Origin of the sequence: Salinivibrio kushneri, from assembly GCF_027286325.1 — a bacterium.
Lineage (GTDB): Bacteria > Pseudomonadota > Gammaproteobacteria > Enterobacterales > Vibrionaceae > Salinivibrio > Salinivibrio kushneri_A.
The window spans coordinates 1,613,246-1,639,742 of record NZ_CP114588.1 but is presented as its reverse complement, the minus strand read 5'-3'; the positions used below and the strand labels follow the sequence as shown (position 1 = coordinate 1,639,742).

Sequence of the window (26,497 nt, the reverse complement as noted above, 5' to 3'; positions counted from 1 at the left end):
AAATCCCGCTTTGGCATATGCTGAGCGGGATTTTTATTTTTTACTTTAAAATCAACCTATTGATAATTAGCGACTAACACTTGAATGGTACGACCAAATCCAAGGTATCCGTCTTAATTTGACTGTTAATGCAAAAATTTGCTAGTTTGGTACTACCAAAAGCGAAGAGGTAACCATGACAACATCCACCAGTAGCCTTTTTCATCCGGTTCAAATGGGCCGAGCGAGTGAAGATGTGGCATTACAAATCGAATCAGCGATTTTGTCTGAAGCACTTAAGCCCGGTGACAAATTGCCCAGTGAGCGAGAACTGCAGCAACAGTTTGGCACTGGCCGTGGTGTGGTGCGAGAGGCTATTCAGTCACTCAAACAAAAAGGCTTAATTGAGATCCGTAAAGGCCAAAAAGGTGGGGCGGTCGTGCGTCAGGTTGATGTGCATAACATCAGTGAATCACTGGCGCTGTTTCTAAAGCAAAGCCATGTTCAAGCGGACAAGGTCGCAGAGTTTCGTGAAACGGTCGATCAAAGCTTGGTGTTGCTCGCTATTAGTCGTGGTACTGCGTCGCAAAAACGACAGCTCAGTGAAAGCGTCACAGAGCTGGCGGCACTCGCCGCTGAAAAAGCACCGGATTTGGATCGCTTAGGAGAGCTCGATCGGGCACTAAACCTACTGATTGCTGCGATGTCCGGCAACCCGATTTTTGAATGGGTGATGCACGCTATCCAGCAAGGGTTTAGCTCGCACGATTATGCCCTTTATCAGGCGGCGGATTATCGTCGCCAAACGGTGGAAAACTGGCAACAGACAGTTAACCACATTATCGCTGCGGAGCCGTTTAAGGCGCAAGCGACGATTAGCCACCACTATCGGTTGCTACAACAATGCATTGATGAACAAACATCAAGCTAATTATAAAAACTTCAAAAAGGAAACCTCTACACAATCACACCTATTTCTGTGTTGCGACTGTTCCGGGCTGACGCCCTGCACACGGGAAGGAAAAATTTGGAGGTTTTATGGGACAGCAACAAAATTACGACTATATCATCATCGGCGCGGGCTCGGCAGGCTGTGTTCTGGCGAACCGTTTAAGTGCTAACCCAGATAACAACGTACTGCTACTCGAAGCAGGACGGCCAGACTACCGGCTGGATTTTCGGATCCACATGCCCGCGGCGTTAACCTATTTGCTCACGGACAGCACCTATAACTGGTTATACGAATCTGAACCTGAGCCGAATATGCATAACCGCCGTATCGCACAGCCGCGAGGGAAAGTGCTTGGGGGCAGCAGTAGCATCAACGGCATGATTTATATTCGCGGCAATGCGATGGATTATGAAAAGTGGGCCAATGAGCATGGATTAAAAGAGTGGGACTATGCCCACTGTCTACCGTACTTCCGTAAGTGTGAAACACGCTTGCAGGGGCAAAACGATTACCATGGCAATAATGGCCCCTTGGCTATTACCACAGCAAATTGTGATAACCCTTTATTCAGTGCCTTTTTTGATGCGACGCAGCAAGCGGGTTATCCGTTGACAGACGACGTAAACGGTTATCAGCAAGAAGGGTTTGGTATTTTCGACCAAAACATCTATCGAGGCCGTCGCCACAGTGCGGCGCGGGCGTATCTACACCCCGTGATGAACCGCAAAAATCTCACGGTGATCACCGGTGCGACAACAGACAAAGTGCTGTTCGAAAATAAAACCGCGATCGGGGTGGAATACCGCAAGTGGGGTCGGAAGAAAACCGCCTATGGTACGGAAATCATTAGCTGTGGTGGCGCGATTAACTCGCCCAAACTACTGCAACTATCTGGCGTGGGTGACGAAACCATGTTGAAAAACTTGGGGATCAAGCCTGTCCACCACCTGCCGGGTGTGGGGGAAAACTTGCAAGATCACTTGGAGCTTTACGTGCAATATGAATGTAAAGAGCCAGTCAGCATGTATCCCGCGCTTAAGTTCCATAATCAACCGAAAATCGGTTTTGATTGGCTGTTCCGCCGTAAAGGCGCTGCCGCCACCAACCATTTTGAAGCAGGGGGGTTTGTACGTGGTAATGATGAGGTGGCATATCCGAACTTGCAGTTCCACTTTTTGCCTCTGGCGATCCGCTATGATGGCTCGGCACCGAACAAAGGGCATGGTTTCCAGTTGCATGTGGGGCCAATGAATACTGATGTGCGTGGCCACGTGAAAATTCGCAGCACTAACCCAGATGAGAAGCCAGAGATCTTCTTCAACTATCTTTCTACGCCGCAAGAGCGTAAAGAGTGGGTGGAAGCGATTCGCGTATCGCGAGATATCATTGCGCAACCTGCGTTTGACCACCTTCGCGGTAAAGAGTTATCACCGGGCAGCGAGGCACAAACTGACCAAGAAATCCTCGACTTTGTGGCTCGTGAAGGTGAAAGCGCGTATCACCCAAGCTGTACCTGTAAAATGGGCTTGGCGAGTGATGATATGGCTGTGGTAGATGAATCACTCAAGGTACATGGTGTCAATAATTTACGCGTGGTGGATGCCTCCGTGTTCCCAGCGATCACCAATGGCAACTTGTACGCCCCGACTATTATGGTGGCAGAAAAAGCGGCGGACATCATGATGGGGCATACCCTTTCACCAGCGAAAGATGCGGAATACTACCGCTATCTGCCTGACCATACTCCGGCGCCGGAAAAAGACGCGGCGCTTGCCTAACCCTCCTAATATGCGTGAACCACAAGAGCCAGCCGAAGCTGGCTCTTGCTCATTATCTTTTCTTGGTTCAGAGCCATTATGGCTGAATTCGGTTATTCAGTAGAACTTTTAGCTTTTGGTGCCTCTGTGTCTGTCAAAAACTTAGGAAGGCTGAGCACCACGGTAACTCCCTGATTGATCTTGGAATCAAAATGAAGTTTACCCTGCAGTTTTTGGTGAACTAGATTGAAAACGAGATTAAGACCGAGCCCTGAGCCTCCCTTACTGCGTGAACTCGTATAGAAGGGCTCGAAAATACGCTGATGCAGTTCTGGGGCAACCCCAACACCATTATCGGTATAGCGAATTTCCACGATATCGCCTTTATCGGCGATACGAATGTGAATGTCTGGTTCGGGAATACCTTCAAAAGCATGGCGGACACTGTTCATCACCAAGTTGGAGACAACTTGGGTAAGTACACCGGGCAGACTGCTCATGACAAGCTGAGGGTCGCCTTCGACGACAGGCACGACGGGTAACTTCTTGGTTTCGGGGCGCAAACTTCCCGTTAATGCTTCGAGTGTTTGCACGGGATGGAACTGACTTCGGCTTTCAGACACTTGGTCGACCGCGGTTTGTTTAAAGTCACGAATTAATCGTGCGGCACGGTTGAGGTTGGTCTCTAACATATGCGTACCATCCGTGACCTGCTTCATCACAGCGGCATACTGCTCACTGGTCAACGTTTTTTGCTCGAATGCGTTGTTAAGTGTTGAAACCGCCTCTTTGATTACTGAATTGGCGGTCACCGCAATCCCTAGGGGCGTGTTCACCTCGTGAGCAACGCCTGCGACTAAGCTACCAAGTGCGGCGAGTTTTTCGGACTCCACCAGTTGAGCTTGCGCGGCTTTGAGGTTTTCCATACTTTGAGCGAGATCGTGAGTTCGCGCTTCAACGGTTGCTTCTAAACTCTGGTTCAGTTGCTCGAGCTCCAACTGGGTTGTCTTAAGCTCAGTGATATCAATCGCGGTGCCGCGAAAGCCAGTGAAGCCGTGTTCGGTGAAATGTGCTATCCCTTGGAATACAAAATAGTAGGTGTGTTTTCCTAGGGTGATTTTTTCTTCGCACATGGTGAAATCATCACATGTATCTAGGTTGTCTAAAAGTGATGCACAGTGGTGTAGCGCAGGTAATGACTTCACTTTTGGGCTGTTTTCAACCGGTATGGCAAGTGCCATTTGCATCGCTTCAGAACAAAACGTAAGTCGTTGTGTCGCATCGGTTTCCCAAAGCCAATCAGAGGCTGCGCGGGTAAAATCGGTAAGCCTTTCTTGTTCTAGGGCAATGTTTTGGTAAAGGTTGGTCATCCTTAGGGTGATTTTATTGGTTTCGTCGGCCAGCCAGTCGAGTTCATCGCTTTTTTCCATAATGAACTTGCGATGTTTCAACTGCAAAGGCTCGTGAATAGGCTCGATAGGATCAAAATGGGATAAGTGTTTGGCAATCGCAAACACACGTTGGCTGACGCTTTGATGGAAGACCCATAAAATCAGCGAGCAGACAATCAGGGTTTTTATCCCATTCAAAACCAGCGTAACGAGAAAGTGCTGTAATAAGAGGTCATAGATTTTTTGTGCGTCAGATTCGACGCGTAATGTGCCCAGATTAATGCGGCGATTGGTATCGGGGTGGAAATAATTAAGATCCGTCTGACTGACGACATTACTGCTGGAAAGCGGTTCACCTGCATCCAACACCACGCCATCAAACTCAATCGAGAGGTAGTCGATATAGGGAAGGTTGACGAGCCCATCTAGTCGATTTTGTGCACTCACCAGGTCAAAGACCCACAAAGACGATGCAATTAAGTCGGCGTGGACGTTTTGAATTTCTGCATGGCGATGGTCGACATGATCGAATGCTTCTTCATAGTCCCATGATAACTGTAGTAGTGTGGTTAATATGGTAAAAAAACCACTGAGTAAAACCATTAGCAGAATGACTCGGCGGCCAACAATACTAAAAAGTGGATGTTTGAGGCCCTGTTCAAACCTTTCTAGTTTTTCCATTGGATGTCTATCACCTTACTCTTTATTTTCACTGGCATAGCGGGCTATTTGATTAGATAAGCTTAATGGGATCACAAACATAAACTTGACACCTTTCCCGGGCGATGACTCGAATTGTAACTCGCCTCCTAGCTTTTGCTTGACGAGATTAAAGACCAAATTGAGGCCTAGCCCTGAGCCACCGCGCCCGCGTTTGCTGGTGTAGAACGGTTCAAAAATTCGGTGGTGAAGCGATTCCTCGATACCGCAGCCATTGTCTTGATAACAGAGGTAGAGGTGGTCTCCTTGCCTTTCAAATTCGATCGTGATTTTAGGATTATCGGTCTCGTCAAAGGCATGGTTGATGCTATTCATCACGAGGTTAGAGACGACTTGGGTGATAACGCCAGGTAAGCTGTACATTAAAATATTGGCCTCGCCGTTAACGTCGGGTGCCACCGGAATTTTTCGTGTTTCCGGGTGCAGGCTGGCGACGAGAGCATCGAGTGTCTGCTTGACATCAAACTCGGTCAGCGCTTCTGATACTTGGTCAACGGCAGTTTGTTTAAAATCACGAATAAGGTGGGTCGCACGCTTGAGGTTATGTTCCAGCATGACCACGCTGTCGTTCACTTGCTTAATCAATGAAGCAAACTGCGTGCTGGTTAACGTTTGTTCCTCAAAGGCCTGGTTGAGCGTGTGCGTGATGTCTTTAATCACCGATGAGGCGGTGACAGCAATCCCTAAGGGAGTGTTGACTTCATGCGCAACCCCTGCCACCAAGCTCCCGAGTGCCGCGAGCTTTTCCGACTCTACCAGTTGTTCTTGCGCTGCCTTTAAGTGCTCCATGTTCTCTTGGAGTTCACGGGTTCGCTCATCAACGGTTTCTTCTAGGTTATGGTTTAATGTTTCCAGTTCAAACTGGGCCGTTTTCAGCGCGGTGATATCGATGCCCGTGCCTCTGAAACCGCGAAAACCATCAATACCGTGATGGGCAAGCGCTTGAAAGACAAAATACCGGCTTTCGCCTTCAATGGGCACGATCTCCTCACACATCGAAAAGTTCTGTTGTCGGTGAAGATTGCCTATAAATTGATGGCAACCGACAGCAGAGAGCAACTGGTCAAGATGCGGATACTGGTTGGGATTAAGGTCAAACGCCAACCGCATCGGATCGGAGCAAAAGGTCAACTTAAGGTCAGCGTCGGTTTCCCACAACCAATCTGAAGAGACATGGGTAAAGTCAGACAAGCGTTCGCGCTCTAGCATAATATTGCGATAGAGCGTTGACATATTCTGGGTGATTTTATTGGTTTCAGCCGCTAGCCAGTCGAGCTCGTCTTCTTTTTCCATGATGTAGCGCTTATGGGGTAATGTCAGTTTTTCCTCGTTGGGATCAAGCGGATTGTACTGACGTAAGAATTGCGCCACTTTAAACACGCGTTGGCTAACGGTGTGGTGAAACACCAACAAAATGAGGTAGCACACGATGAGTGTTTTTATTGCGTTCAATAGCAATGAGATAAAAAAGCGTTGGACCAGATCATTATAGATAGCGTTTGTGTTGGACTCGACGTAGATAGTACCAATCCGTTGGGTTTTCCCCGTATCGGGATCGTCATAATGCAGTGGGTACTCATTGACCATTTTACTCACGTCTAGGGGAGAGCCTGCTTCAAATAAATAGTTTTCCGAGCGCACAGCTAAGTAGTCAACATGGGGAAGGTTGATCAGCCCGTCAATGCGCTCTTGAACACTGGTTAGGTCATAAATCCAAAGCGAGCTGGCGAGTAAGTCGGCATGAATGTGCTCAATTTCATAGTGTCGACTGTCCACGAGATCGAAAGCTTCATCGTAATCCCAATAGGTTTGTAGCAAGGTGGTGAGAACAGTGAAAAAGCCACTGAGCAAAATCATGATCAGCAAAATCCGCCTTCCTACCAAGCTAAAGAACGGGTTACGAATACTGTCATCAAATTTGTGGTTTCGGCTCATACGTTTTAAGCGCGTACGTCGGGACGGATAACTGTAAGTGTAGAAGAAAAAACGACCCTTACCGTGATGAGTGGCCACCAGACTCGCCTACACTTTATTAAAGGCGTGATTTTCTGAGGAGAGCGTCATGTATCCAAAAATTTATTGTTTGGCCATTTTACTTTTATTAATGAGCTTGCCAGCACGTGCACTGGATGTGTTGTTAATTCAAAGTTACCACGCGGGCTTTGAATGGGATCGCAACTATATCGCTGGGTTAGAGGCGACACTCGGAGACGAATACAATCTTTCTCGCTTTGAAATGGATACCAAGCGGCTACCGGAGCAAGTTTTTGATAGGCAAGCCGATAAAGCCTTCTCGTTTTATAGGTCTCAACGTCCCGACATCGTTGTTTTGGGGGATGATAATGCACTTAAGTACATGCTCCCGCGTTTATATAATGAGCCGATTTCAATCGTTTTTTTAGGGGTAAATGCAAACCCTCGCCGTCTACTAGCCGAGTATAGTGGTCAAGCAAAAGTCACCGGCGTACTCGAGTTACCCCTTTTTGTTCGCAATATGCGTGAAATTAGCATGCTAATGGGGAAAAGAAACATCAGAGTGAAAGTGATGTTTGATTCTGGCGTTACATCACAAATCGCGGCGGATTATATTATGCGCCAGTATGAACAAATTCGTTTGAGCCTTGGAATAGAAATTGACATCACTCACGCGTCCACTTTTGATGGTTGGCAGCGCGAAATTCAGTCAGCGTTTGAAGAAGAATTTGATGCGATTATCGTAGGTCTATATCAAACCTTAGTAGATAGAGCAGGTAATAATGTGGCGGCTAACCAGGTGTTGTCTTGGACTAACCAGCACGCGGCTTTACCCTTGTTTGGCTTTTGGGACTTTGCGGTGGGCAAAGGGAAAACGGCTGGCGGTGTGGTATTGTTTGGTTATGCACAAGGGCAGCATGCCGCACAATTGGTTGAGAAAATCGCCCAGGGCGAAGACGCGAGTACGATTCCAATTCAAATAGGGCGACAAGGGCGCGCGATTTATAGCACGTATGAGATGTCACGGTGGTCTCTCACACCGTCATCGCGCTGGCAAGCCATTGATTAGGCCAATACAAGGCTTTAGAGCGATAATCAAAGCGCCCCGTTAGGGGCGCTGTTATTTAGTCTGGATAGTCGGCACGGATAGCAATAAAGTCGTTCCAGTGTTCGAGAAGCAAATCGACCAGCTTGGGCTCAAAATGCTTGCCGCGTTGAGCAATGAGCTCGTTGCGAATGTCATCATCAGTCCACGCTTCCTTGTAGGAGCGCTTCGATCCCAAGGCATCGAACACATCAGCCAGTGCTGATATTCGGCCACTAATCGGGATGGCTTCGCCTTCGAGTTGATTGGGATAACCCGTTCCGTCCCATTTTTCATGGTGGGTTCCGGCAATTTCCTTCGCCTCTACAATTAGCCGCCGCTTAGAATGGCTCAGGATCTCTACGCCATACTCGACGTGTTTCTTCATCGTCTCCCATTCATCCGCATCGAGTTTCCCCGGCTTGTGTAAAATTGCGTCTGGGATAGCGACTTTACCGACGTCATGGAGGGGAGAGCCGTGTTTCAACAGCATGGTTTTGTGTTCGTCCAAACCATAAAGCTGCCCTAGCTTTTCACAGAATAAAGAGACGCGTTGCACATGCGCACCGGTTTCTTTACTTCGCGCTTCCACCGCATTGGCTAAGTTGTAAACCAGCTCTTTGGAAGTTTCACGTAAATCGACCATTAAGCTTAAGTTTTCAAACGTCAGCCCAATGTTCTGCATATAGATTTTCAGTAGGTGTTGATCGAGCTCTGAGAGGGCTTTGTCATGATTGACATAGAGCAGGAATTCTACGTCTTCCTCATCCCGGTGAAAAAGCACAAATCCGTCGTCAAATTGGATACTTTGCTGTGCTTCTAGCGCTTGCTTGCAACGGTTCGAAACATTGCTAGGGAGTTTATCAAAGGCGCACTCGGTGTAGCAGTTTACATATTCCCCCGTCGCAGCTAGCGTCAGTGCTCGGGTTTCTTCTGCGCCAGGGCGAGGTTGCACCACACAATAAAACGCGGAGTCGTGGATATAAAGAAGGGATGTTAGTTGCTCAAGCACCGCGGTGGCGTAGTGTTGAAGGTTGGTAGTATTTTGCACATTGGCCGATGCTTCAATGACGCGTCGTAACCCCTCTTTCTGATCTTCAATCATGCAGAGATCTCGGTAAGAGCGCAGCATTGAATATAATAGGGTTTTGAGTTTTTGTGTGGTGAGCTCGGTTTTCTCTTTGTAGTCGTCAATATCATATTCACGGATCACCCGATCTTCGGGTGCTTGTCCGGCTTGGCCTGTACGCAATACCAAGCGTATCAGGTGGTTATTCATTTCATCACGAATATGACGTACCAAATCTAAACCGGCGTGCTCGGTTTCCATTACCACATCAACGAGTGCCAACGCGATATCTGACTCCTTCTCCAACACGTCTCGTGCTTCCTGCCCAGAGAGGGCAGACAATATCTCTAAAGGGCGTCCTTGAAACGTAAACCCCGTTAGCGCGAGCCGTGTTACCTCATGCATCAGATCGTCGTCATCAATCAGCAGTATCCGCCATGGCGCAGCATCAGATGCTGAGTTGGTCTCATTAGACTTGGGAGATGCGCCGTCACGTTGATCTGCAAACAAGTCCATTCACTTCGCCCCTATTCGCGTTTATCTCAGTTAGTTAAAGCGTAGTTTAGGACTTTCAAAGTTGCGAGGAGGGAGCGAGTTATTGATAGTTAAGTTATCTCCCTGAGTTTGTGGTTTGTTACATTTCTCTGATCTGGCGCAGTATGTGAGGTCAGCTGGCTGCTAGCCTCGGAATAGACAAGCGATTGCCTAAAGGCTCACACCCAGGAGCGTTGCATGAAATTGGTTGTTTTATCACCTGTTGACAACAGTTTGAGTAATTCTCTTACACAATTGTTGTGATATACCTATCAGTTGTATGGCGCTTATTTTGCGGGTTGCAAATAACGCTGTTTTACTAAAAATCATTATTAAAACATTATGACAGACAAACAAGGCAGTTATGTTTAAAAAACTCTCCCTCAAACACAAGCTCGCGCTGTCGGCGAGTGTGGCCATCATTATTGGTGGTTTGCTCGTTGAAGCGTTATCGTTTCGCGCATCACTCTCTCGGTTGGACACCGAAGTCGCACAGCGGCTGGAAAGTGCCACTGCATCATACAATCAATATGTGTCTGATTGGGTCGCGTCAAAAGAGCGTGCAATGACCTCGCTGACCAGTGAGGCTGATGCAAACAACATGGTTACCCACCTTAAACAGGTGCGCGATGCCGGTGGCTTTGACAATGTCTTTCTTGCCTACCCAGATGGCAGTCAGGATAACGCGAATGGTGTTGTGCTACCGCCGGGCAATGACGATCCGCGCAAGTGGGGGTGGTATATCAACGCCAAAGCGGACCCATCGAGTGTGTTCATGGACAACCCGACGGTGGCCGCGGCAACCGGCGCCAATGTGGTGTCATTAGGTAAAGCGCTCCAGTTCAACGGCGATACCTTGGTGCTTGGGGCGGATGTTGAAATTGGCGACATCATCGAAGGCCTCGAGAAAGTGATCCTGCCTGGTGATAGCTTTATGTTTATCGCCAACAGCGAAGGCAATATTTTTACCCACGCCAATACCGACCTACTCAATGAGCCAATTAACCAGCTAGGCTTGTCTTTCAGCACGGTCAAGTCCGCCATGAATTCGGGTGAGAGTGTGATGGCCGACGTGGGCGGGGCAGAAAGTGTGGTGTATGCCAAACCCATCGAAGATACCGGATTAATCACTGTCACCGTGATTAACTATGATTCATTAGTCGCGCCACTGTTCGATGCAGTATGGGGACAAGTCGCAGTGACAATTGGTGTCGTCATTGCTTGTACTTTATTGTTTAACTTATTGGTAAACATCCTATTTAGGCCGCTGACCAATGTCTCTAATGCCCTTGAGCAAATTGCGCATGGTAGTGGCGATCTGACTCAGCGTATCGATGTTGAGAGTGAAGATGAAGTGGGGCAACTGGCGAAAAACTTCAACACCTTTGTGGGGAGTATGCATCAGTTGATTAGCCACATTCGCGAGCAAGCAGAGCAGCTGACATCACAATCGGACAGCAGTACGGAACGTGCGCGCCGCAACGTGGATGACATTAATCAGCAGCAGCAGGAAGTGACCATGGTGGCAACCGCTGTCACCGAGTTGGCCTCTGCGACACAAGAGATCGCCTCGCATGCTGAACATACCGCGAATACGGCACAAGAGTCGACCGCTAGTACCGATAACGGGCGTGCGGTGGTTGAAAATACCAAAACATCAATTACCCGGTTGTCGGATGAGCTGAAACAGGCCAGCACTATCGTCGCCGAGCTAGATAAGCACTCGCAGGAGATTTCGACAGTACTGTCGACGATTCAAGGGATTGCTGAGCAAACCAACTTGCTTGCACTCAACGCGGCTATTGAGGCAGCGCGTGCGGGTGAGCAAGGGCGAGGCTTTGCCGTGGTAGCTGATGAGGTACGTATTTTGTCGCAGCGTACCCATGCCTCGACAGAAGAAATTAAATCCACGATTGAGACGTTGCAAACCACGACGGCAAGCGCGGTATCGACGATGGAAAGTAGCTCAGCGTTAGCAGGCGATTCTGTGTCTGATGTGGATAAAGCCACGGCAGCACTGAGTGAAATTGATGCAGCAGTTAATCAAATCAGTGATATGGCCACTCAGATCGCGACAGCGGCAGAAGAGCAGACTCATGTGACAAGCGAAATCACACAAAACATCACATCCATCAAAGATGTCTCCGAGCACTTGGTGAGCAGTGCCAACGATACCTCGCAAGAGGCGGATAACCTGCGTAACCAAGCAACGCAACTGAGCAACAAGGTGTCGACGTACAAGCTTTAATGCACCGTTGACCAAGACGCGAAATGAATCAGCCGCTGCCCACGCATCATGCAAGGTAGCGGTTTTTTTTGAAAAAAATGTGAGAGACGTGGAACTTTTAGTGTTGTAGTCAGTCTCAAGACGTACTGAAGCAACGAATATAGGTTTTATGTTAACCCTACTGCGACATTTTCGTACCTCGTTTATCCTCTTCCTCATCGGCACAGGTTGCCTGCTCGCCTTTAACCTTTCCACGCCACATGTTGCTGCTAATGGCACTCTACATGAACCTTTCGCGTTCATCCCGCTAGCCTGGTTGTTTTTAGGATTGAGTGCGGTCACGTTTGTTGTCAACATGGTGAGAACCATGCTGGGCATTAAACGGCAACACCTTGATTGCTAATGCCATGACAGACTTTCCTATTCATTGTTAATACCAAGGTCCAGAGGAGGCAAGATGATACAGCGCAATGGCCCAGAACTGGATATTGATATTGGTAATAAGCACTTAGTGATTCAGCGTCGCTATGAAGCGTTAGGGGCGTTTAATGATTTGTTGATTGCGATTTGGTTTTTGATCGGTAGCTTCTTTTTTCTCAATGATGCGTTAATGGAAAGCGGGACTTGGCTGTTTATTGTGGGTAGCGCGCAATTGTTACTGAAGCCGAGTATCAAATTGATGGGCTTGATCCATGTCTCTCGCGTACAACAACGGGCACAGAAAACGGCATGACCGACTGATATGCAATAAATTAGCGAATTGCAACGCATTGCTACTGTTCTAAACGGTTATTTTCAAAGCAGCTTTACGGGTAACGTATCCTTGGGCTGCTTTTTATTGTGCAAATTGCAATTACGAAAAAAGCGTTGGGCTACGACTTTATTCATAAAATCGTGCTAGCTTAGCTTCTAACTTTCTAATGCATTGATCTAATGGGTGTAATTGGCTCCCTATCTAATCTTCTCTCCCGTGGTGAAAAATTGGCACTTATCTTGATATCTGTCTGCAATGCTGGGCGTGTCTCAGCTAAAATCACAGGAGGATAAGCAATGCCAAAGGTATCGATTCGTGCGGTGACAATTGGGAGTTATGTCATCATGGTGGGGTTTTCTGCCTCACTGATGATTCACTTGCCCTGGCTTAACGAGTACGTAGTGCTGGGGTTAAACGTATTGGTTGCAGGTTCGGCGGCGCTTTTTATTGACCGACGTTTTAAAGCTGGGCTTGCAAAAGTGAATCGCTTCGCTAAGTCGTTGGCACAAGGTAACTTAACAGCGGCGATTGATACGCGAGACGGTGATGAGTTTGCGGAGGTGGCCACCTCGCTTAACCATGCGGTTGAAAAGCTGCGCCGCACGGTACGCAATATTGAGAAAGCCGCCGATACCTTGGATAGCTTTACCGATGCCTCGGAAAAACGTGCCAAGAAAGGCGCTGCGATTAATGATGCACAGAGCGAGAAAATAGACAGTATTGCCACCGCCATCGAAGAAATGACCACCACAGTGGGGTCGCTTTCTGAAGATGTGCAAGCCATCTCTGACGAAGCAGGCAAAATTGATTCGAGCTCGCGTCAGTCGCAACAAGAGCTCACCGATATGATGAGTGAGCTCGATGAGCTGGTGTCGGCGATTAAAGTGTCAGCCGAGATGTTTGACAAAGTTGAGCACAGTGCGAGCCAAATTGAGCATTTTCTCTCGGTGATCACCGATGTGGCTGAGCAGACGAACTTGCTGGCGTTAAATGCCGCAATCGAAGCGGCGCGTGCGGGCGAGCAAGGACGAGGCTTTGCCGTGGTTGCCGATGAAGTGCGTCAACTGGCGAGCCGAACACAAGCGTCGGCGAGTGAGATCAATGATATGACTAAAGAATTGTTCCGTAGTCTTAAGCAATCATCTGAGTTGTCGGATCGCACCGAGAAGCTGGCGCAAAGTGCCTCATCTCAAGCCTCTGATACGTCCCAGTCGATTGAGGGGGTACTTGATAACTTTTCTACTATCAGTGATCGCATCAATTCCTTGGCCAGTGCAATTGAGCAGCAAAGAACAGTGTCGACCGATATCGCCGCAAACATTAACCGTTTGACCGAATCTGGTGCGGACGCAGCGGAAATATCGGAAGAAAACAAACAAGATATGATCAAAATTAGCGACTTGTCAGAGTCTTTAAACCAGGATCTTGATGAATTACAGCTGCGCAGTAAAAAGCCTGTCCTAGAGTCGGAAAAACAGCATGCGTCGTGATGAGAAAGGGTAATTGAGACAACAACCAAATGAACTAAAGAGGCAGGGTGATGACCCTGCCTCTTGCTATAGTGGCATCGCACTGACTGGCTTATCGTTGCTATTTATCCCAGGACCCAAAGTTGAAGGGTAACGAAAAAACCAATCGATAGCCCGACCACTAACAAGGTGGATAATCGGGTACAGGCTAGACCGATCGCGACTAAAGCACTGAGTAAATAAGGGTTGGTGGTAGAGATCGCCAGCTTATCTTCGGGAAAGAAGACAATCGGTACCCATAGCGCGGTAAGAACCGCCGGTGCAGAGTAGGTCAGGAGTCGTTGCAACCGCGGACCTATGCGCACAGGAATACTTTGTGCCAGCAGCAGATAGCGCACCGAGAAGGTGATCAGCGCCATAGCGACAATGATTAACCAGTAACTCATGTTGACGCCCTCCGTGTCGGTAGCGACTCAGCCATTAGCCCCGCGACCATTCCTACGCCGGTTGCAATGATTAACGCATTGGGGATGTGGTAATAAGTGAATAACAGCATACTGATACCGCTTGCCAAGGCACAGAGTAGCACGGGGCGGGTTTTTATACTGGGCACGGTCAGTGCGATAAAGGTGGCTGCGATGGCAAAATCGAGCCCGATGGCTTCCAAGGCTTTCAATTGAGAACCGGCTAGGATCCCCGCCAAGGTGGCAAGGTTCCAACCGACATAAAACGCGGCGCCCGTATACAGGGCATAGTGTTTAGAAAATCTTCCCTGTTTGGTGGTGTGTGCGGTTGAAAGCGCATACATTTCATCAGTTAATAAAAAACCGAGGCCGAGACGCCATTTAAGTGGCAAGGGAGTAATGTATTGACGAAAGTGTGCACCATAGAGAAGGTGCCGTGCGCTAATTACCAGTGTAGAACCGAGCACCGCTGGCAAGCCCGCTGCATTGCCCACCATCATGGTGCCCGACAATTGCACCGCTCCGGCAAAAACCAGTAATGACATGGCTTGTGTTTGTAGTGCACTGAATCCCATTTGCAGCCCTAATGAACCGCAGAGTATCCCCCAAGGTAGGACGGCGAGGCACAACGGACTGACATCGCCTAATGCGCGCCATACTGATGTCTCAGGCGCATGCACCTCTTGTGCAGCCTTATGCATAGTTCACCTTTTTGTTGTATTTGCTTGGTTGTAAATTGTTTTTATTGGTAAGGTGCTAAAAGGTCACGTAACGTACTGATTAACAAACTTACAAGATGTTTGTACCACATCACCGCCATGCCGCAAAGAGATGGGACTATCAATAGTTAGGATGAGCGCACTCAGACACAGAAAGGAAACATGATGAAAGCACCACATCGCCTGAAGGGATCTACATCGCCAAGTGTGCATTTTCTCTATGTTTGGTTAGTGTCAACGGCAATAGCCGGTGCCGCTGTGGTTGGTGCGTGGCAGGTGGGATGGGTCACATTGACGACGTTTGGGGATGGTGCATTTTACGTCGGGGGGCTCGTTTGGTCGGCAGCGGGGCTTGTGACGTATAGTCGTTACAAAAGCCGCTATTGGTATCGTGATTCAGTAACACGGCGGGCGCTCACGGCTCAACAACACGCGATGGTGATCGATTCATCGTCACCGCCCGATGACAAGCTCGGACTGTGGCTGTTTTTAAGTGGGCTTCCCGCCATGATACTCAGCGGTATATTGATGTTGGTGGCTTAACCCACCCAGTGATAATGGTGGTTCGGCTTTTTGGCGACCAATCCCTGTTGTTGTAGGTGGGTAAATAGGGTATCGACAGCCTCTTGGCTGAGCGCATACTCCGCCATCACGGCTTTCTTGCTACAACGTAGCGTTTTGGCGGCTAACGCGGCTTTGATATCGGCATAAGGCGCATCCGTATCCTCCTGATGAGATGCTGAGTCCGGCGTGGTCGATTCCGTGTTTATCTCATTGGCACGAGGAGACGCCTTGGTGTTCACAGGCGTAGGAGGCGTGGTATGTGGGTGACGATACCAATGGCGGAAACGCTGCTCTTCACCAATCACGCCGACAAAGAAAGCGGCGAACAAATCTAGCAATACAGAGAGAAAAATCACCAGCCAAGATTGGGCTTGATCGGCGCTGACGCCCAAGGTGTTAGCAAGGTTGCTAATCAATCCCAAGATGGATCCCTGTGCCACTGCGGGCAAACTATCGCGCTCGAACGCGAGCTGCTGTTGCTCTTTACGTAATTGGTTGTTTTCTTTTTGTAATCGCGCTACGCCAGTCGCAATTCTATCCAATTCGATATAACGCTCAGCGGCTTGATTATTCAATGTGATTTGTTGCTCGATAGCGTCGATTTGCCGATTAAAAGCGTCAATCTGCGCTTGGGCTTGGCGCTGCTCACTTTGCGCGGCATTGGTGGCACTATTGATACCGCCAATACTGCCTCCAATCGAGATTAAGGCCAAAATGAGATAAAAAGCCAAAGCTGACACGGCACCCACATAGTTGCCGTGCGCCCGACGCTCACCAAACTCGTACCAAGCGTAAAACTTACCCGCTTCAAAAATCACTGCCAGTGCCCCGAACAACCATTGCATTAGCGGGTTGTCGTCAAGGGATAAGAACAGCAGCAGGGAAAAAATGGTAGAAGCCACAATGGCGGCGCCGGTAAAGCTGTACACACTCAACATGGCGAATCGCCCTTTGGGAAAGCGTAACGCCATCTTGGTTGGCGCTGACATGACTGGATTCATATTGTTGTTATTGTCTGTGATATTGAGAGGGCGCAAAGCCTAGCGCATCTCAGCCTGTTTGTGTGTCAGTAAGCGGTGAAAACATGAATAAGCGATGGATTCATCGCCAATGTGGATTAAAAGGCATCACAAAATCGACGCAAGCAGGTCAGGTTTCATTTCTTCTTCAATGAGGGCGTGTCATAGTCGGTTTTCACCTCATGCGTTAAATAAGCCCTTGAAGCGCGTGGCGATATGTGACGCTTCAAGATGGAAGGACAGGGGGTAAGGGAGGCGTATGCTAGCGCGATCGTATGTGACGTTAATCAGGCACCAATGGCCGTTAATTGCCTTTGGCTTTCTATCGATCTTTTTTGGCAACATTGGTCAATCGTTTTTCATCAGTTGGTATGGCAGCAGTATTAAAGATGCGCTGTTGTTGAGCGATGCGACCTACGGCGGGATTTACGCTATTGCGACCATGACCAGTAGTGTGTTGGTGATTAGCTTTGGTGGTGTGGTCGATCGGGTGCGGGTCGACAAGTTATTGATCTTTTTTGCCACGTTACTGATGGTCGCGTGTGCGTTGATGTATTCGGTTGATAATGTGGTAGGGCTGCTGCTGGCTTTTTTCTTACTGCGTTTTTGTGGACAAGGTTTTTTGCCTCACATCGCGCAAGCCACTGTGATTAAGCGTGCGCAGCAGGATAAAGGTAAAGCCATTAGCTTGGTCGGCAGTGGTGTCGCCATTGGCGAGGTGGTTTTACCCTCAATCGTCATTGGCTTAATCGCGTTTTTAGGCTGGCGTGAAAGCTGGTTGTTCATTGGCGCCACCCTGTTAGTGGTGTTTTTACCATTAGTGTTATTGCTAGTCAGAAAAGCAGACCTTAAACGAACGCGTATTGAGGCAGATAATCAAAACCACGCCAGTGATGCGAGTCGGCGTCAAGTTATTCGCGACTGGCGGTTTTGGATGATCATACCGATAGCCTTGGTGACGCCGTTTTTGGTCACCGGCGTATTTATCCAACAGGACTTTATCTTAGAAGCGAAACGGTGGACGCCGGGCGTATTAGCGGGCAGTTTCGTATTTTACGGCGCCGTGCATTGGCTAAGCTCAGTGATATCAGGCAGCTTGATTGATAAATACCGTTCGCGAAATGTGCTTATCTTAATCCCCATTCCACTGTTGCTCGGGTTAATGGTGATTGCCAACGTCAATCACACCCTCGCCGCACCGCTTTTTATGTGCCTTTTCGGTTTAGCGATTGGCGCAACCAATCCTGTGATTAATACCTTATGGGCGGAAATGTACGGGGTCTCGCATATTGGTGCCATTCGTTCTTTGGTCACGGGCATGATGATTCTCTCCACCGCCTTAGCACCCTGGGTGTTCGGTTTGGTTATCGATATCGGCTGGACGCTTAACGAAATGATTTATGCACTCATTGGATTGATTCTTTCCTTTACCGTGCTGCTGGTGCCCGTGTATCCACGTATATAAGGCGCAGCGCTATGCCTAATGTGCGAAAGGCAACCTTGCCTGAAAGCAAAAATAAGCGAAAAAAGGGGTTGGCGAAAAGAATGAAATAAATCTGCGCTAAAAATATCACAATTACGAATTAACTGTCTGATTTATAATAATTAAGGCGTCTTTAGACAAAAAAAGGGGAGTTGACGCTTGGTCAATAAGTGACTAGGATCACGCGTTTTGATTTTCAGGTGAAATCAGGCCTGAAATGAGCGCGACACCTTTTTTAACCCAATTTTGTAGAGACGTTCATGATAGATAGAATTCAGCGTGATTGGTTCTCCAATGTACGTGGCGATATTCTTGCGGGTATCGTGGTGGCATTGGCCTTGATCCCAGAAGCGATTGCCTTCTCGATTATTGCCGGTGTGGATCCGAAAGTCGGGCTTTACGCCTCCTTCAGTATCGCCGTTATCATTGCTTTTGTGGGCGGCCGTCCGGGGATGATCTCGGCAGCCACCGGTGCGATGGCATTGCTGATGGTCACCTTGGTGAAAGAGCATGGCTTGCAATACTTACTTGCTGCTACCGTGCTAACCGGGATACTTCAAATTGCCGCCGGTTATTTAAAACTCGGTAACCTGATGCGTTTTGTTTCTCGCTCAGTGGTGACAGGGTTTGTGAACGCCTTGGCGATCCTGATCTTTATGGCGCAACTCCCTGAGCTGTTTGGCCCCGAGATCATGCGCGAGGGCGACATCCTCTGGCATGTCTATCCGATGACGTTAGCGGGTCTTGGCATTATCTATTTGTTCCCTTATATCCCGCGTATTGGTAAAGCCATTCCTTCTCCGTTGGTGTGTATTTTGGTCCTTACCGGCATCGCGATGACATACAACCTTGATCTACGTACTGTCGGTGATATGGGTGAGCTGCCGGATACCTTACCTGTATTCTTGTGGCCGGACGTGCCGCTAAACTGGGACACGCTGGCGATTATCTTCCCATACTCTGCGGGACTGGCTGTGGTCGGCCTGTTGGAATCGATGATGACCGCCACTATTGTCGATGACTTGACCGACACAGACAGTGAGAAAAACCGTGAGTGTAAAGGCCAAGGTGTGGCTAACATTGCCACTGGTTTTCTTGGTGGTATGGCCGGTTGTGCGATGATTGGTCAGTCCGTTATCAACGTGAAATCGGGTGGCCGCGGACGTCTATCTACCTTTATCGCCGGTATTTTGCTGCTAATCATGGTGGTGTTCCTCAGCGATTGGATTAGCCAAATTCCGATGGCGGCGTTGGTCGCGGTCATGATTATGGTTTCGATCGGTACTTTCTCTTGGGAGTCCATCATTAATCTGAAGTCGCACCCACTGTCGACCAATATCGTTATGCTGACGACCGTTGCCGTGGTTGTGTTCACCCATAACTTGGCGATTGGTGTGTTTGTCGGTGTGTTACTCGCGGCGCTATTTTTCGCCAACAAGATTGGTCGTTTTATGGTGGTCAAAAGCGACAATGCAGACAATGGCGACGAGCGCACGTATCGCGTTGTTGGCCAAGTCTTTTTTGCCTCGTCAGATCAATTTTTATCATCGTTTGACTTCAAAGAAGCGGTGGAGCGTGTCACCATCGACCTTTCTGCAGCGCACTTCTGGGATATTACGTCCGTGTCTGTACTCGACAAGGTAGTGATTAAATTCCGCCGTGAGGGTACCGAGGTGAATATCGTGGGAATGAATGATGCGACGGCGACCATCGTCGATAAGTTCGGCGTGCACGATAAGCCGGAAGAAGTAGAAAAAATGATGGGTGGCCACTAAGGAGACCGACCATGGAACAAATTACCGCGTGCGTAGATGGCCCGCATTATTCAAAGCAAGTCGCAGATTTGAGCGTTTGGGCTGCCAAGCGCTTGTCTGTCCCTTTGACACTTTTGCATGTGCTGGATAAGTCCTCACACCAAGCGGAGCCTGAACTATCAGGTAACTTGGGTGTGGGTAGCCGTGAACAACTGTTACAAGAGCTGGTGGAGCTGGATGAGCAGCGTGCCAAGCTAGAAATGAAACACGGCAAAGCTTTGCTGTCGGAATTGGAAGAAGACGCCAAAGCCAAAGGGCTGGAAGATGTGCGCAAATTGCAGCGTCATGGCAACTTGGTGGAGACCCTGCTCGATATCGAGCCACAAACGCGAGTGTTAGTCTTGGGTAAGTCCGGTGAGTTGCACCAAAACGATACCAAGGCAATCGGCTCGCAGCTGGAAAGCGTGGTGCGCTCAATTAAAGCGCATACCTTGGTCGCGAATGGTGAGTTTAGTGAGCCAGAGTCGTACCTGTTGGCCTTTGATGGCAGTGACATCAGCGAAAAGCTGGTGGAAAAAGCATTGAGCACACCGTTGTTGGCAGGGATGACTTGCCACTTGGTGATGGTAGAAGATTCGCAAGAAAAGTTAGCTGCATTCAAACGAGCCGCGGAGCGTTTGCAAGCTGCCGGTGTCGATGTGGTACAAGCCCAGCTAACCGGTGACGTTCACCGTGCGATTTTAGATTACCAAGCGGCTAATCAAGTCGGATTGATCGTGATGGGCGCCTATGGGCACTCAAAGCTGCGTCAGTTCTTTGTGGGGAGCAATACCACTAAGCTGCTGGTTGAATCGACTGTACCTATGCTATTGATTCGTTAGTTGTGTATGAGTGCACACATAAAGAAAAACCCGCAGTGATGCGGGTTTTTTTGATCTGACTGTCACCGCCTGTCGGCAACGCGCCATTGCTTGATGGCAATGCATTACCGAGTGGTGTTATCAGTATTTAAAACGCGTGGTAAACATAAATTGATCACCGTACCACTCGTTAACACGGTAGGCTGCCCCGAGTGAGAAGAGCTCAGTGGCATGGAATCGCCCATAGGCAGAGCCAAAGGTATCTTCTTCGTCATCAACGGTAAGTAGGCCGATTTCGCCGCCAACTTCCACCTGTGGACCCAACCATTGACGTATGCCCAAGTTAACTTCCAAGCCCACATCGCTGTCAAAGTTATCTTTGTTGACGCCACGCGCGAGTAGCTCACCGGTTAAATCTGCCCAGTTGTTGATTGGCGCATGAAAGCCAATCCCAGCAGCCGTGTCCCAATCGGAATCAAATTCGGTATCCGCTTCTACGCGTACGTGCGCATTGGGATGGATAGACATGCTAAATCCTGCACCATAGGTGAGCGGGCTAACACCGATGCGTCCTTCCAGATAGTCGTAACTAAAGTTACTCATGGTGGTGAGGTTGGCGTCTTCTTCATTGGCCACGGCGCTGAATGAAGCCAAAGCGACAATCGCGCTGGCTAAAAGAGATTTACGCATTATCAATTCCACTTGTTATTGGTGTTCAAATCATTCTATAAGACGATTGCGCGCAGAAACAAGCACATCCGCCCGTGAGTCAGGCTTTTTTACCGATTTTTGACCTATCGGCTTGTATATGCACTGACTTGGCAACTACTCTGCGCCTATATCCCATTTGTTGCGGTTGACGGCTTCTACAATCCTAGGGGTGTCCAGTACGCTGGTCCACGGCAATAAGTTGGTTTCATGCGCGATGACATAGCTGGTGAGCTGATCGGTGACGACACTGACCAAGGTCTCTTTTTGCCAAGGCTTGGCGAGGTAATAGTGTAAACTGGCGTGATTAACCGCAGAGACGGTATCTTCCAATCCTGCTTGGCCGGTCAGTAATACTTTGCGCGTCGATGCTGTCTCTGGCTGATTGGCTAACTCAATCAAAAACTCCACTCCGAGCTCGCCGGGCATAATATGATCACACAGAATCAAGGCCAGCTCGGTACCTTCTGTGGCCATTTCCGCAATCACTTCTCGCGCTTCTGCGACTGACTCTGCCGCTTCTACCTCGAAGTGATCGGTAAAGCCTTGCAAGTCATCGATCACGCTATCGAGCACATCACGCTCATCATCGACACATAGGACTAAATATTGGCTCATAGTTGAGGCTCCTTACTGGCAGAGGCGGGGAGTTCAATGGGTAACGTCACTGTCATTGTGGTACCGACAGCCGGTTGCGAGTGTACCTGAATATCACCCCCATGCTCATGGATAATGGTTTGACACATGGTCAGGCCAATACCTAAACCAAAATGGCCTTCGCGTTTGGTGGTGTAATTTAACGCAAACATTTTTTCTTGCTGCTCAGGGGTCATACCGATGCCGGTATCACTGACGGACACCTCGATCGTACCGGAGGCTTGGTCATTGAGTGTTTTTACTGTCACGGTCAGTGTGCCGGGGTCCGGCATTGCATCAAGGGCATTGGCAATCAAGTTAGTCCATACCTGCGCTAAGGCCGAGGGCTGAGCAATAATATCGGGCACCCAGTCGTAGCGCTTTTCCAATTGATGAGGCTTGAGCCGATACTCGAACAAGGTGAGGGTATCATCAATGTTTTCAATAATACGGGTACGCTGGCGCTGTTCACTGTCTTGACGGGCATAGGTACGTAAGCTTTTGACTAAATCTGCAATACGAGCCGCACACACATGATTAGAGCGTAATAACCGCCCACAGCGGGCGTATTGCTTCCAGGTAGTGAGTTCGTGATTAAAACCCTCACCCAGACGTTGTTGCCATTCTTTGATGTTTTCAGGCTGATACAGCCCAATGTTGACTAAATCGCGCGCGATACGTTTATCCCCGGTGACGTCGCTTAAGGTGCGGGTATACGTTCGAGCCGTGGCCGTTGATAAGGGGGCACTCTCGCGGTTTGTTTGCAAAAGCGCTAGGGCTTGCTCGCGGCTGGCTGAGGCCAATGGCGTTTTTGCCACTTCCTCTAAGGCTTCTGCGAGTGCATCACTGTTACGTAAAATCGCTGACACTGGGTTATTGAGTTCGTGAGCGACGCCCGCCACGAGTTGCCCCAGTAGTGCCATCTTTTCTTTTTCTAGTAATTGGCGGTTGGCCTCGTCCAGTGAGGCGAGCGTTTGCTGTAGCTGGATTTCGGTATCGATACTGCGCTTTAAGCGTTGGTTGAAGTGCAGCAACAGGTATTGAATAAACAAGGGCAACAGCTCTGAACGGCTGGTCATTATTTTACTGAATAAAGCATGATCGATTTTGATCACCTGCGTCCGAGTGAGAGTGCGACCCGTAGAGAAAGAAACGTCTCCCGTCACGAAAGACATACTGCCAATCAAGCTGCCGGAAGACAGGGTGGAGACATGATGCTCTTGCCCTTCGTCATCCGTTTTATACAGCCCAACGTCGCCGTCTGTGATAAACCACAAAAATGCATTGTCTTGATTTTCTTTGGTAAGCACATGGTTGGCACTGTAGGTGCGGCATGCGCGGCTTTCATCATTGCCTTCAAAAAACGCATATAACCCGGCAATCACGCGATCGGCGATTGCCGCTTTGTCGGTCTCACCCGGTGCTAACAATTGCGCTTGAAATTGGCTTATCTCGCGCTCAACTTGGGCATCTAATAAGGTACGGTGATCTAACACTTCAGCGTAGCGCAGTAAATCATGTTGGCAATAGCGCAATACGTAGGTAGTGAGTTCTTTTTCGGCGACACGCTGCATCTCCTCAGTTCGCCAGGGCTTGTGCATACAATAATTGAGTCGGCCTTCATTCACCGCCTGCAAAATAATATCGTATTGCGGTGCGTCACTGAGCAAGACCGTGCGCGCCCCTTGGCTTGCGGAGTGGTTGTCGACATTCACTAATAGATCGATACCACGGTTATCGCCCGGCTCGTTATGGCAAATAAGCAATGCTACCTGTTGCTCGTTGGCCTCAAAGTCGTCGAGCATGGCATAGGCGTCGTCTGGGGTCTCGGCGCTGCAAAGATCAAACACATCACGAAACGGCGCGAGGTCGTGAGACAACTGCTCTACCACGAAAGGGTCTTGGTCAATGCACAATATAACGTAGGGGTTCATACACTCTGTCGGTCTACCGCAAATATGCTTTGATTGTATGCATTTATCCGCGGCAATGATGCGAAATGGTCGACATTCATGAATAAATACACCGTATTCTGCATGTTCTGCATGGCGGTACGTTAATACGCGCCCTTGCCTCATTAGTGAGAAAGTTCTTTCTTATTATTCATTGTCTATTGACCTGTGCGATGGCTTCCATAACAGTTTGCCTTCACAGTATAACGCGTTATCTTCAGCGCCTAATTTTAGTTACACTATGATTTTTCGCATGCCTGAGGCAAAGAAAACATGTTTTTAGGAAAGTATGGTGCCATCGCAGGTGGCCTTGCGATTGTTGCGTGTTGGCCATTTGCAACTGGCCAAATCGCACAGTCGATGTATGAGCGAGAAGTCGATCAGCGCTCAACCCCAGAATTCACGCTTGAGCAGCAGACGTACGATCGCGGATATTTAAGCTCGCAGGCGGTCACGCAGGTCGTATTTAAGGGTGAGACCAAAGCGATACTTGCCCAGTCGGGTTTACCTGTTAGTTACGAAATCGCCTCAGAGATCTCTCACGGTGTATTTGGTGTGTCGTCAAACAACACGTTAGTGATGACCCCTGAGCTGCAAGCGATTACGCAAAAAGCGTGGCCCGGTAACCCAACCCCAATTCGTCTAAAGCTGGATACCTTGATGACAGGGGCGTCCGACTATCACCTTACCGTCGCGCCTTTTTCGCTATCAGAAGCGAGCAGCAACCTGACCGCGAGTGAGTTAAGCCTACAAGGTGAGATTGACCGTAAAGGACATGTGAACGCAGCCTTTTCTTTACCCGCACTGGCCTTTAATGACGATAGTGGTCAGCAACTCAAAGTGGATAGCGTGTCGGGGTCAGGAAGCGGCTATTTGCAAGATGGTCTGTGGATTGGTGAACAGTCTTTATCGCTCGAGCAAGCGTACTTCAGTGATGTGAGCGGTCAATCTTTAAAGCTGGACGACGTCAAGCTTGAGATAGGCAATAAGTTGGTTGCATCTGAATCAACGTCAACCCGTGAGCTAAACAATACCAACCAACTGACGGTGGGGACGATTGCGTTACCAAACAACACACAGTGGCGTAACTTAGTGGTGGCGCTCGATGCCAGTCATCTTGATTACAGTGCCATGTCCCAAATCGCGTTACTCTCGTCGCAGTGGCAAGAAGGTAGCGCGCCAGTGAGCATGGAGGCTTTTGATCAGGCTTTGGTGCAATTGTTGCAGGCGGGGTTATCGATTGATTTGTCGCCCGCGAGCTTAACTGTGCCAGAGGGGGATATCAGTGTCGACATGCACGTCGATGTGAAAGACAGTGAGCCAACTGGCGTGTTCAATCTCCAACAACTGGTTAATCAGGTAAGCGGTGATCTTGATGTCTCGGTACCCAATGGCGTGCTGACACAGTCACCGTGGCAAGCAAAAATACAAGATTTGACCAAAGCGGGCTTTGTCACACAAACAGATGAAAATACCGTGCTGACTGCCAAAATCGAGGGAAACCAAATCATCACCTCTGATGGCACTGCCATACCACTGGTGCAATTTGTGATGTTTATGCTGATGTAAATACCTCACGGGCACTGACTTGAGACGTCGGTGCCCTTAGTTACCCATAACAATAAAAGCGAACAATGATGCAGTCCTTGCCTGAACTTAAGGCCAAAAAATACAAAACGGTGAGAGAAGAGACCGTCATAGGGTTACGTGCTGTGGCATTTATGAAGCACGGCACTACGACTCAAGTACAAATCAAGACCCCAGTGGGACAAACCTACCGTTGTGAATGTACCTTTATCGGCTTTGATGGTGAAAAGCGCTTGTTCTTTTCGTTACCGACGGAAAATCTTAATCAGGTTAATCAGTTTTTTATTGAAGGCTATCGCCTGGCGGTCGATGCAGTTTCTGACGAGGGTGAGGGGGCCAAAGTGCGGTTTGCCTCTAAGATCTCAACCGTGCTCAAAACGCCAATCAACCTGGTAATGGTTGAGTTACCGCAACAAGCCAAGCTGATACAACAGCGCAAAGATAATCGTTATGAGTTAAACGTTAAAGGGGAAATCCCGCTCGATAATCGTCGTTTGCCTGTCAACCTTACCGATATATCTGCAGGCGGTTGTGGGTTTAGTTTTGATGCCATTGCCCCTGTGTTTGAAAAACACCACCAAATGGCGATTCAAATCCAAGCACCAAACAGTGACGAGTGTTTTATCTTAAGTGGGCAAATAGAGAACCGCCAACAAAAATGGGGCATGCAGCGCTATGGTGTGTCGTTTGACCGCAGCGGCCTCAAACATTGCGAGGCGTTGATTAAACGGCTGGTTTATGATGGCTCCTATTATATTTTTAACCCGCATGTAGAAGAAAAAGAGTGACAACGTCACGTTAAGGGTGCGACAGCAGTTGCGAGATTGAGAGGCGGTGATAG

Annotated in this window: 22 protein-coding genes; 13 read left to right on the top strand and 9 right to left on the bottom strand. The window is 48.8% G+C overall.

Annotated features, from left to right (window positions below):
- Positions 1-175: 175 nt before the first annotated feature.
- On the top strand, positions 176-910 hold the full coding sequence (locus tag N8M53_RS07650) for a FadR/GntR family transcriptional regulator (protein ID WP_269578348.1): 735 nt from the start codon (positions 176-178) through the stop codon (positions 908-910).
- A 107-nt stretch (positions 911-1,017) separates the two neighbouring features.
- Positions 1,018-2,709: a choline dehydrogenase gene (gene betA / locus N8M53_RS07645; protein ID WP_269578347.1), complete on the top strand. Its 1,692-nt coding sequence runs from the start codon at positions 1,018-1,020 to the stop codon at positions 2,707-2,709.
- Between the two features lie 92 nt (positions 2,710-2,801).
- Here betA and N8M53_RS07640 read toward each other — a convergent pair whose 3' ends face one another.
- Positions 2,802-4,760: an ATP-binding protein gene (locus tag N8M53_RS07640; protein ID WP_269578346.1), complete on the bottom strand. Its 1,959-nt coding sequence runs from the start codon at positions 4,758-4,760 to the stop codon at positions 2,802-2,804.
- Positions 4,761-4,775: 15 nt separating this feature from the next.
- A complete protein-coding gene (locus N8M53_RS07635) occupies positions 4,776-6,734 on the bottom strand; it encodes an ATP-binding protein (RefSeq protein WP_269578345.1) in 1,959 nt (652 codons plus the stop codon).
- A 127-nt stretch (positions 6,735-6,861) separates the two neighbouring features.
- Here N8M53_RS07635 and N8M53_RS07630 point away from each other — a divergent pair, with 127 nt between their 5' ends.
- On the top strand, positions 6,862-7,842 hold the full coding sequence (locus tag N8M53_RS07630; protein ID WP_077607155.1) for an ABC transporter substrate-binding protein: 981 nt from the start codon (positions 6,862-6,864) through the stop codon (positions 7,840-7,842).
- A 55-nt stretch (positions 7,843-7,897) separates the two neighbouring features.
- Here the strand turns inward: N8M53_RS07630 and N8M53_RS07625 are convergent, their stop codons facing one another.
- Positions 7,898-9,442, bottom strand: a complete 1,545-nt coding sequence (locus N8M53_RS07625; RefSeq protein ID WP_077607154.1) for a DUF3369 domain-containing protein — start codon at positions 9,440-9,442, stop codon at positions 7,898-7,900.
- 382 nt (positions 9,443-9,824) lie between these two features.
- Between N8M53_RS07625 and N8M53_RS07620 the strand changes: the two genes are divergently transcribed.
- From N8M53_RS07620 to N8M53_RS07605, 4 genes are all read left to right on the top strand, one after another.
- Positions 9,825-11,708 carry a methyl-accepting chemotaxis protein gene (locus tag N8M53_RS07620; protein WP_077607153.1) on the top strand — a complete coding sequence of 628 codons (1,884 nt, stop codon included), beginning with the start codon at positions 9,825-9,827 and terminating at the stop codon, positions 11,706-11,708.
- A 148-nt stretch (positions 11,709-11,856) separates the two neighbouring features.
- Entirely contained in the window at positions 11,857-12,090 is a 234-nt protein-coding gene (locus N8M53_RS07615; protein ID WP_077607152.1) for a DUF3955 domain-containing protein, read from the top strand.
- Between the two features lie 54 nt (positions 12,091-12,144).
- Positions 12,145-12,420 (top strand): YrhK family protein, encoded by a 276-nt coding sequence (locus tag N8M53_RS07610; RefSeq protein WP_077607151.1) that lies wholly within the window; start codon positions 12,145-12,147, stop codon positions 12,418-12,420.
- Between the two features lie 317 nt (positions 12,421-12,737).
- The gene (locus tag N8M53_RS07605; protein ID WP_269578344.1) at positions 12,738-13,931 is read left to right on the top strand and encodes a methyl-accepting chemotaxis protein; all 1,194 of its coding nucleotides are present in this window, start codon (positions 12,738-12,740) and stop codon (positions 13,929-13,931) included.
- A 104-nt stretch (positions 13,932-14,035) separates the two neighbouring features.
- On the opposite strand, the gene N8M53_RS07600 is transcribed toward N8M53_RS07605, so the two are convergent.
- Both N8M53_RS07600 and N8M53_RS07595 read right to left on the bottom strand, forming a co-directional pair.
- On the bottom strand, positions 14,036-14,356 hold the full coding sequence (locus N8M53_RS07600) for an AzlD domain-containing protein (RefSeq protein ID WP_269578343.1): 321 nt from the start codon (positions 14,354-14,356) through the stop codon (positions 14,036-14,038).
- Positions 14,353-15,075 carry an AzlC family ABC transporter permease gene (locus tag N8M53_RS07595; RefSeq protein WP_269578342.1) on the bottom strand — a complete coding sequence of 241 codons (723 nt, stop codon included), beginning with the start codon at positions 15,073-15,075 and terminating at the stop codon, positions 14,353-14,355. Before N8M53_RS07595 ends, N8M53_RS07600 begins: the two co-directional genes overlap by 4 nt.
- Before the next feature lie 180 nt (positions 15,076-15,255).
- On the opposite strand from N8M53_RS07595, the gene N8M53_RS07590 reads away from it, so the two are divergent.
- Positions 15,256-15,636: a hypothetical protein gene (locus N8M53_RS07590; protein ID WP_269578341.1), complete on the top strand. Its 381-nt coding sequence runs from the start codon at positions 15,256-15,258 to the stop codon at positions 15,634-15,636.
- Here the strand turns inward: N8M53_RS07590 and N8M53_RS07585 are convergent.
- Complete coding sequence (locus N8M53_RS07585; protein WP_269578340.1) at positions 15,633-16,646, bottom strand: Preprotein translocase subunit SecY; 1,014 nt, start codon at positions 16,644-16,646, stop codon at positions 15,633-15,635. The two genes, N8M53_RS07590 and N8M53_RS07585, sit on opposite strands and share 4 nt — an antisense overlap.
- 289 nt (positions 16,647-16,935) lie before the next feature.
- Between N8M53_RS07585 and N8M53_RS07580 the strand changes: the two genes are divergently transcribed.
- The 3 genes from N8M53_RS07580 to N8M53_RS07570 all read left to right on the top strand — a co-directional run bounded on the left by N8M53_RS07580 (position 16,936) and on the right by N8M53_RS07570 (position 20,794).
- The gene (locus tag N8M53_RS07580; RefSeq protein WP_269578339.1) at positions 16,936-18,141 is read left to right on the top strand and encodes an MFS transporter; all 1,206 of its coding nucleotides are present in this window, start codon (positions 16,936-16,938) and stop codon (positions 18,139-18,141) included.
- Positions 18,142-18,419: 278 nt separating this feature from the next.
- Complete coding sequence (locus N8M53_RS07575; protein WP_269578338.1) at positions 18,420-19,934, top strand: SulP family inorganic anion transporter; 1,515 nt, start codon at positions 18,420-18,422, stop codon at positions 19,932-19,934.
- Positions 19,935-19,945: 11 nt separating this feature from the next.
- Positions 19,946-20,794: a universal stress protein gene (locus tag N8M53_RS07570; RefSeq protein WP_269578337.1), complete on the top strand. Its 849-nt coding sequence runs from the start codon at positions 19,946-19,948 to the stop codon at positions 20,792-20,794.
- A gap of 120 nt (positions 20,795-20,914) precedes the next feature.
- On the opposite strand, the gene N8M53_RS07565 is transcribed toward N8M53_RS07570, so the two are convergent.
- The 3 genes from N8M53_RS07565 to N8M53_RS07555 form a co-directional block, all read right to left on the bottom strand.
- On the bottom strand, positions 20,915-21,463 hold the full coding sequence (locus tag N8M53_RS07565) for a hypothetical protein (protein ID WP_069362696.1): 549 nt from the start codon (positions 21,461-21,463) through the stop codon (positions 20,915-20,917).
- A gap of 135 nt (positions 21,464-21,598) precedes the next feature.
- On the bottom strand, positions 21,599-22,099 hold the full coding sequence (locus N8M53_RS07560) for a response regulator (RefSeq protein WP_269578336.1): 501 nt from the start codon (positions 22,097-22,099) through the stop codon (positions 21,599-21,601).
- A complete protein-coding gene (locus N8M53_RS07555; RefSeq protein WP_269578335.1) occupies positions 22,096-24,051 on the bottom strand; it encodes an ATP-binding protein in 1,956 nt (651 codons plus the stop codon). The genes N8M53_RS07560 and N8M53_RS07555 overlap by 4 nt, the downstream gene beginning before the upstream one ends.
- Before the next feature lie 291 nt (positions 24,052-24,342).
- Here N8M53_RS07555 and N8M53_RS07550 point away from each other — a divergent pair, with 291 nt between their 5' ends.
- Together N8M53_RS07550 and N8M53_RS07545 are read left to right on the top strand one after the other, a co-directional pair.
- On the top strand, positions 24,343-25,638 hold the full coding sequence (locus tag N8M53_RS07550) for a DUF945 family protein (RefSeq protein ID WP_269578334.1): 1,296 nt from the start codon (positions 24,343-24,345) through the stop codon (positions 25,636-25,638).
- A gap of 65 nt (positions 25,639-25,703) precedes the next feature.
- On the top strand, positions 25,704-26,444 hold the full coding sequence (locus N8M53_RS07545; protein WP_269578333.1) for a PilZ domain-containing protein: 741 nt from the start codon (positions 25,704-25,706) through the stop codon (positions 26,442-26,444).
- Positions 26,445-26,497 lie beyond the last annotated feature (53 nt).

Bases quoted from the DNA above. Each gene is read 5' to 3' on its own strand.
- N8M53_RS07590 (WP_269578341.1), top strand. From the start codon at position 15,256: ATGATGAAAGCACCACATCGCCTGAAGGGATCTACATCGCCAAGTGTG.
- N8M53_RS07575 (WP_269578338.1), top strand. From the start codon at position 18,420: ATGATAGATAGAATTCAGCGTGATTGGTTCTCCAATGTACGTGGCGAT.
- N8M53_RS07570 (WP_269578337.1), top strand. From the start codon at position 19,946: ATGGAACAAATTACCGCGTGCGTAGATGGCCCGCATTATTCAAAGCAA.
- N8M53_RS07565 (WP_069362696.1), bottom strand. From the start codon at position 21,463: ATGCGTAAATCTCTTTTAGCCAGCGCGATTGTCGCTTTGGCTTCATTC.
- N8M53_RS07605 (WP_269578344.1), top strand. From the start codon at position 12,738: ATGCCAAAGGTATCGATTCGTGCGGTGACAATTGGGAGTTATGTCATC.
- N8M53_RS07620 (WP_077607153.1), top strand. From the start codon at position 9,825: ATGTTTAAAAAACTCTCCCTCAAACACAAGCTCGCGCTGTCGGCGAGT.
- N8M53_RS07560 (WP_269578336.1), bottom strand. From the start codon at position 22,099: ATGAGCCAATATTTAGTCCTATGTGTCGATGATGAGCGTGATGTGCTC.
- N8M53_RS07615 (WP_077607152.1), top strand. From the start codon at position 11,857: ATGTTAACCCTACTGCGACATTTTCGTACCTCGTTTATCCTCTTCCTC.
- N8M53_RS07650 (WP_269578348.1), top strand. From the start codon at position 176: ATGACAACATCCACCAGTAGCCTTTTTCATCCGGTTCAAATGGGCCGA.
- N8M53_RS07580 (WP_269578339.1), top strand. From the start codon at position 16,936: ATGCTAGCGCGATCGTATGTGACGTTAATCAGGCACCAATGGCCGTTA.
- N8M53_RS07550 (WP_269578334.1), top strand. From the start codon at position 24,343: ATGTTTTTAGGAAAGTATGGTGCCATCGCAGGTGGCCTTGCGATTGTT.
- N8M53_RS07555 (WP_269578335.1), bottom strand. From the start codon at position 24,051: ATGAACCCCTACGTTATATTGTGCATTGACCAAGACCCTTTCGTGGTA.
- N8M53_RS07630 (WP_077607155.1), top strand. From the start codon at position 6,862: ATGTATCCAAAAATTTATTGTTTGGCCATTTTACTTTTATTAATGAGC.
- N8M53_RS07600 (WP_269578343.1), bottom strand. From the start codon at position 14,356: ATGAGTTACTGGTTAATCATTGTCGCTATGGCGCTGATCACCTTCTCG.
- N8M53_RS07610 (WP_077607151.1), top strand. From the start codon at position 12,145: ATGATACAGCGCAATGGCCCAGAACTGGATATTGATATTGGTAATAAG.
- betA (WP_269578347.1), top strand. From the start codon at position 1,018: ATGGGACAGCAACAAAATTACGACTATATCATCATCGGCGCGGGCTCG.
- N8M53_RS07625 (WP_077607154.1), bottom strand. From the start codon at position 9,442: ATGGACTTGTTTGCAGATCAACGTGACGGCGCATCTCCCAAGTCTAAT.
- N8M53_RS07585 (WP_269578340.1), bottom strand. From the start codon at position 16,646: ATGTCAGCGCCAACCAAGATGGCGTTACGCTTTCCCAAAGGGCGATTC.
- N8M53_RS07640 (WP_269578346.1), bottom strand. From the start codon at position 4,760: ATGGAAAAACTAGAAAGGTTTGAACAGGGCCTCAAACATCCACTTTTT.
- N8M53_RS07635 (WP_269578345.1), bottom strand. From the start codon at position 6,734: ATGAGCCGAAACCACAAATTTGATGACAGTATTCGTAACCCGTTCTTT.
- N8M53_RS07545 (WP_269578333.1), top strand. From the start codon at position 25,704: ATGATGCAGTCCTTGCCTGAACTTAAGGCCAAAAAATACAAAACGGTG.
- N8M53_RS07595 (WP_269578342.1), bottom strand. From the start codon at position 15,075: ATGCATAAGGCTGCACAAGAGGTGCATGCGCCTGAGACATCAGTATGG.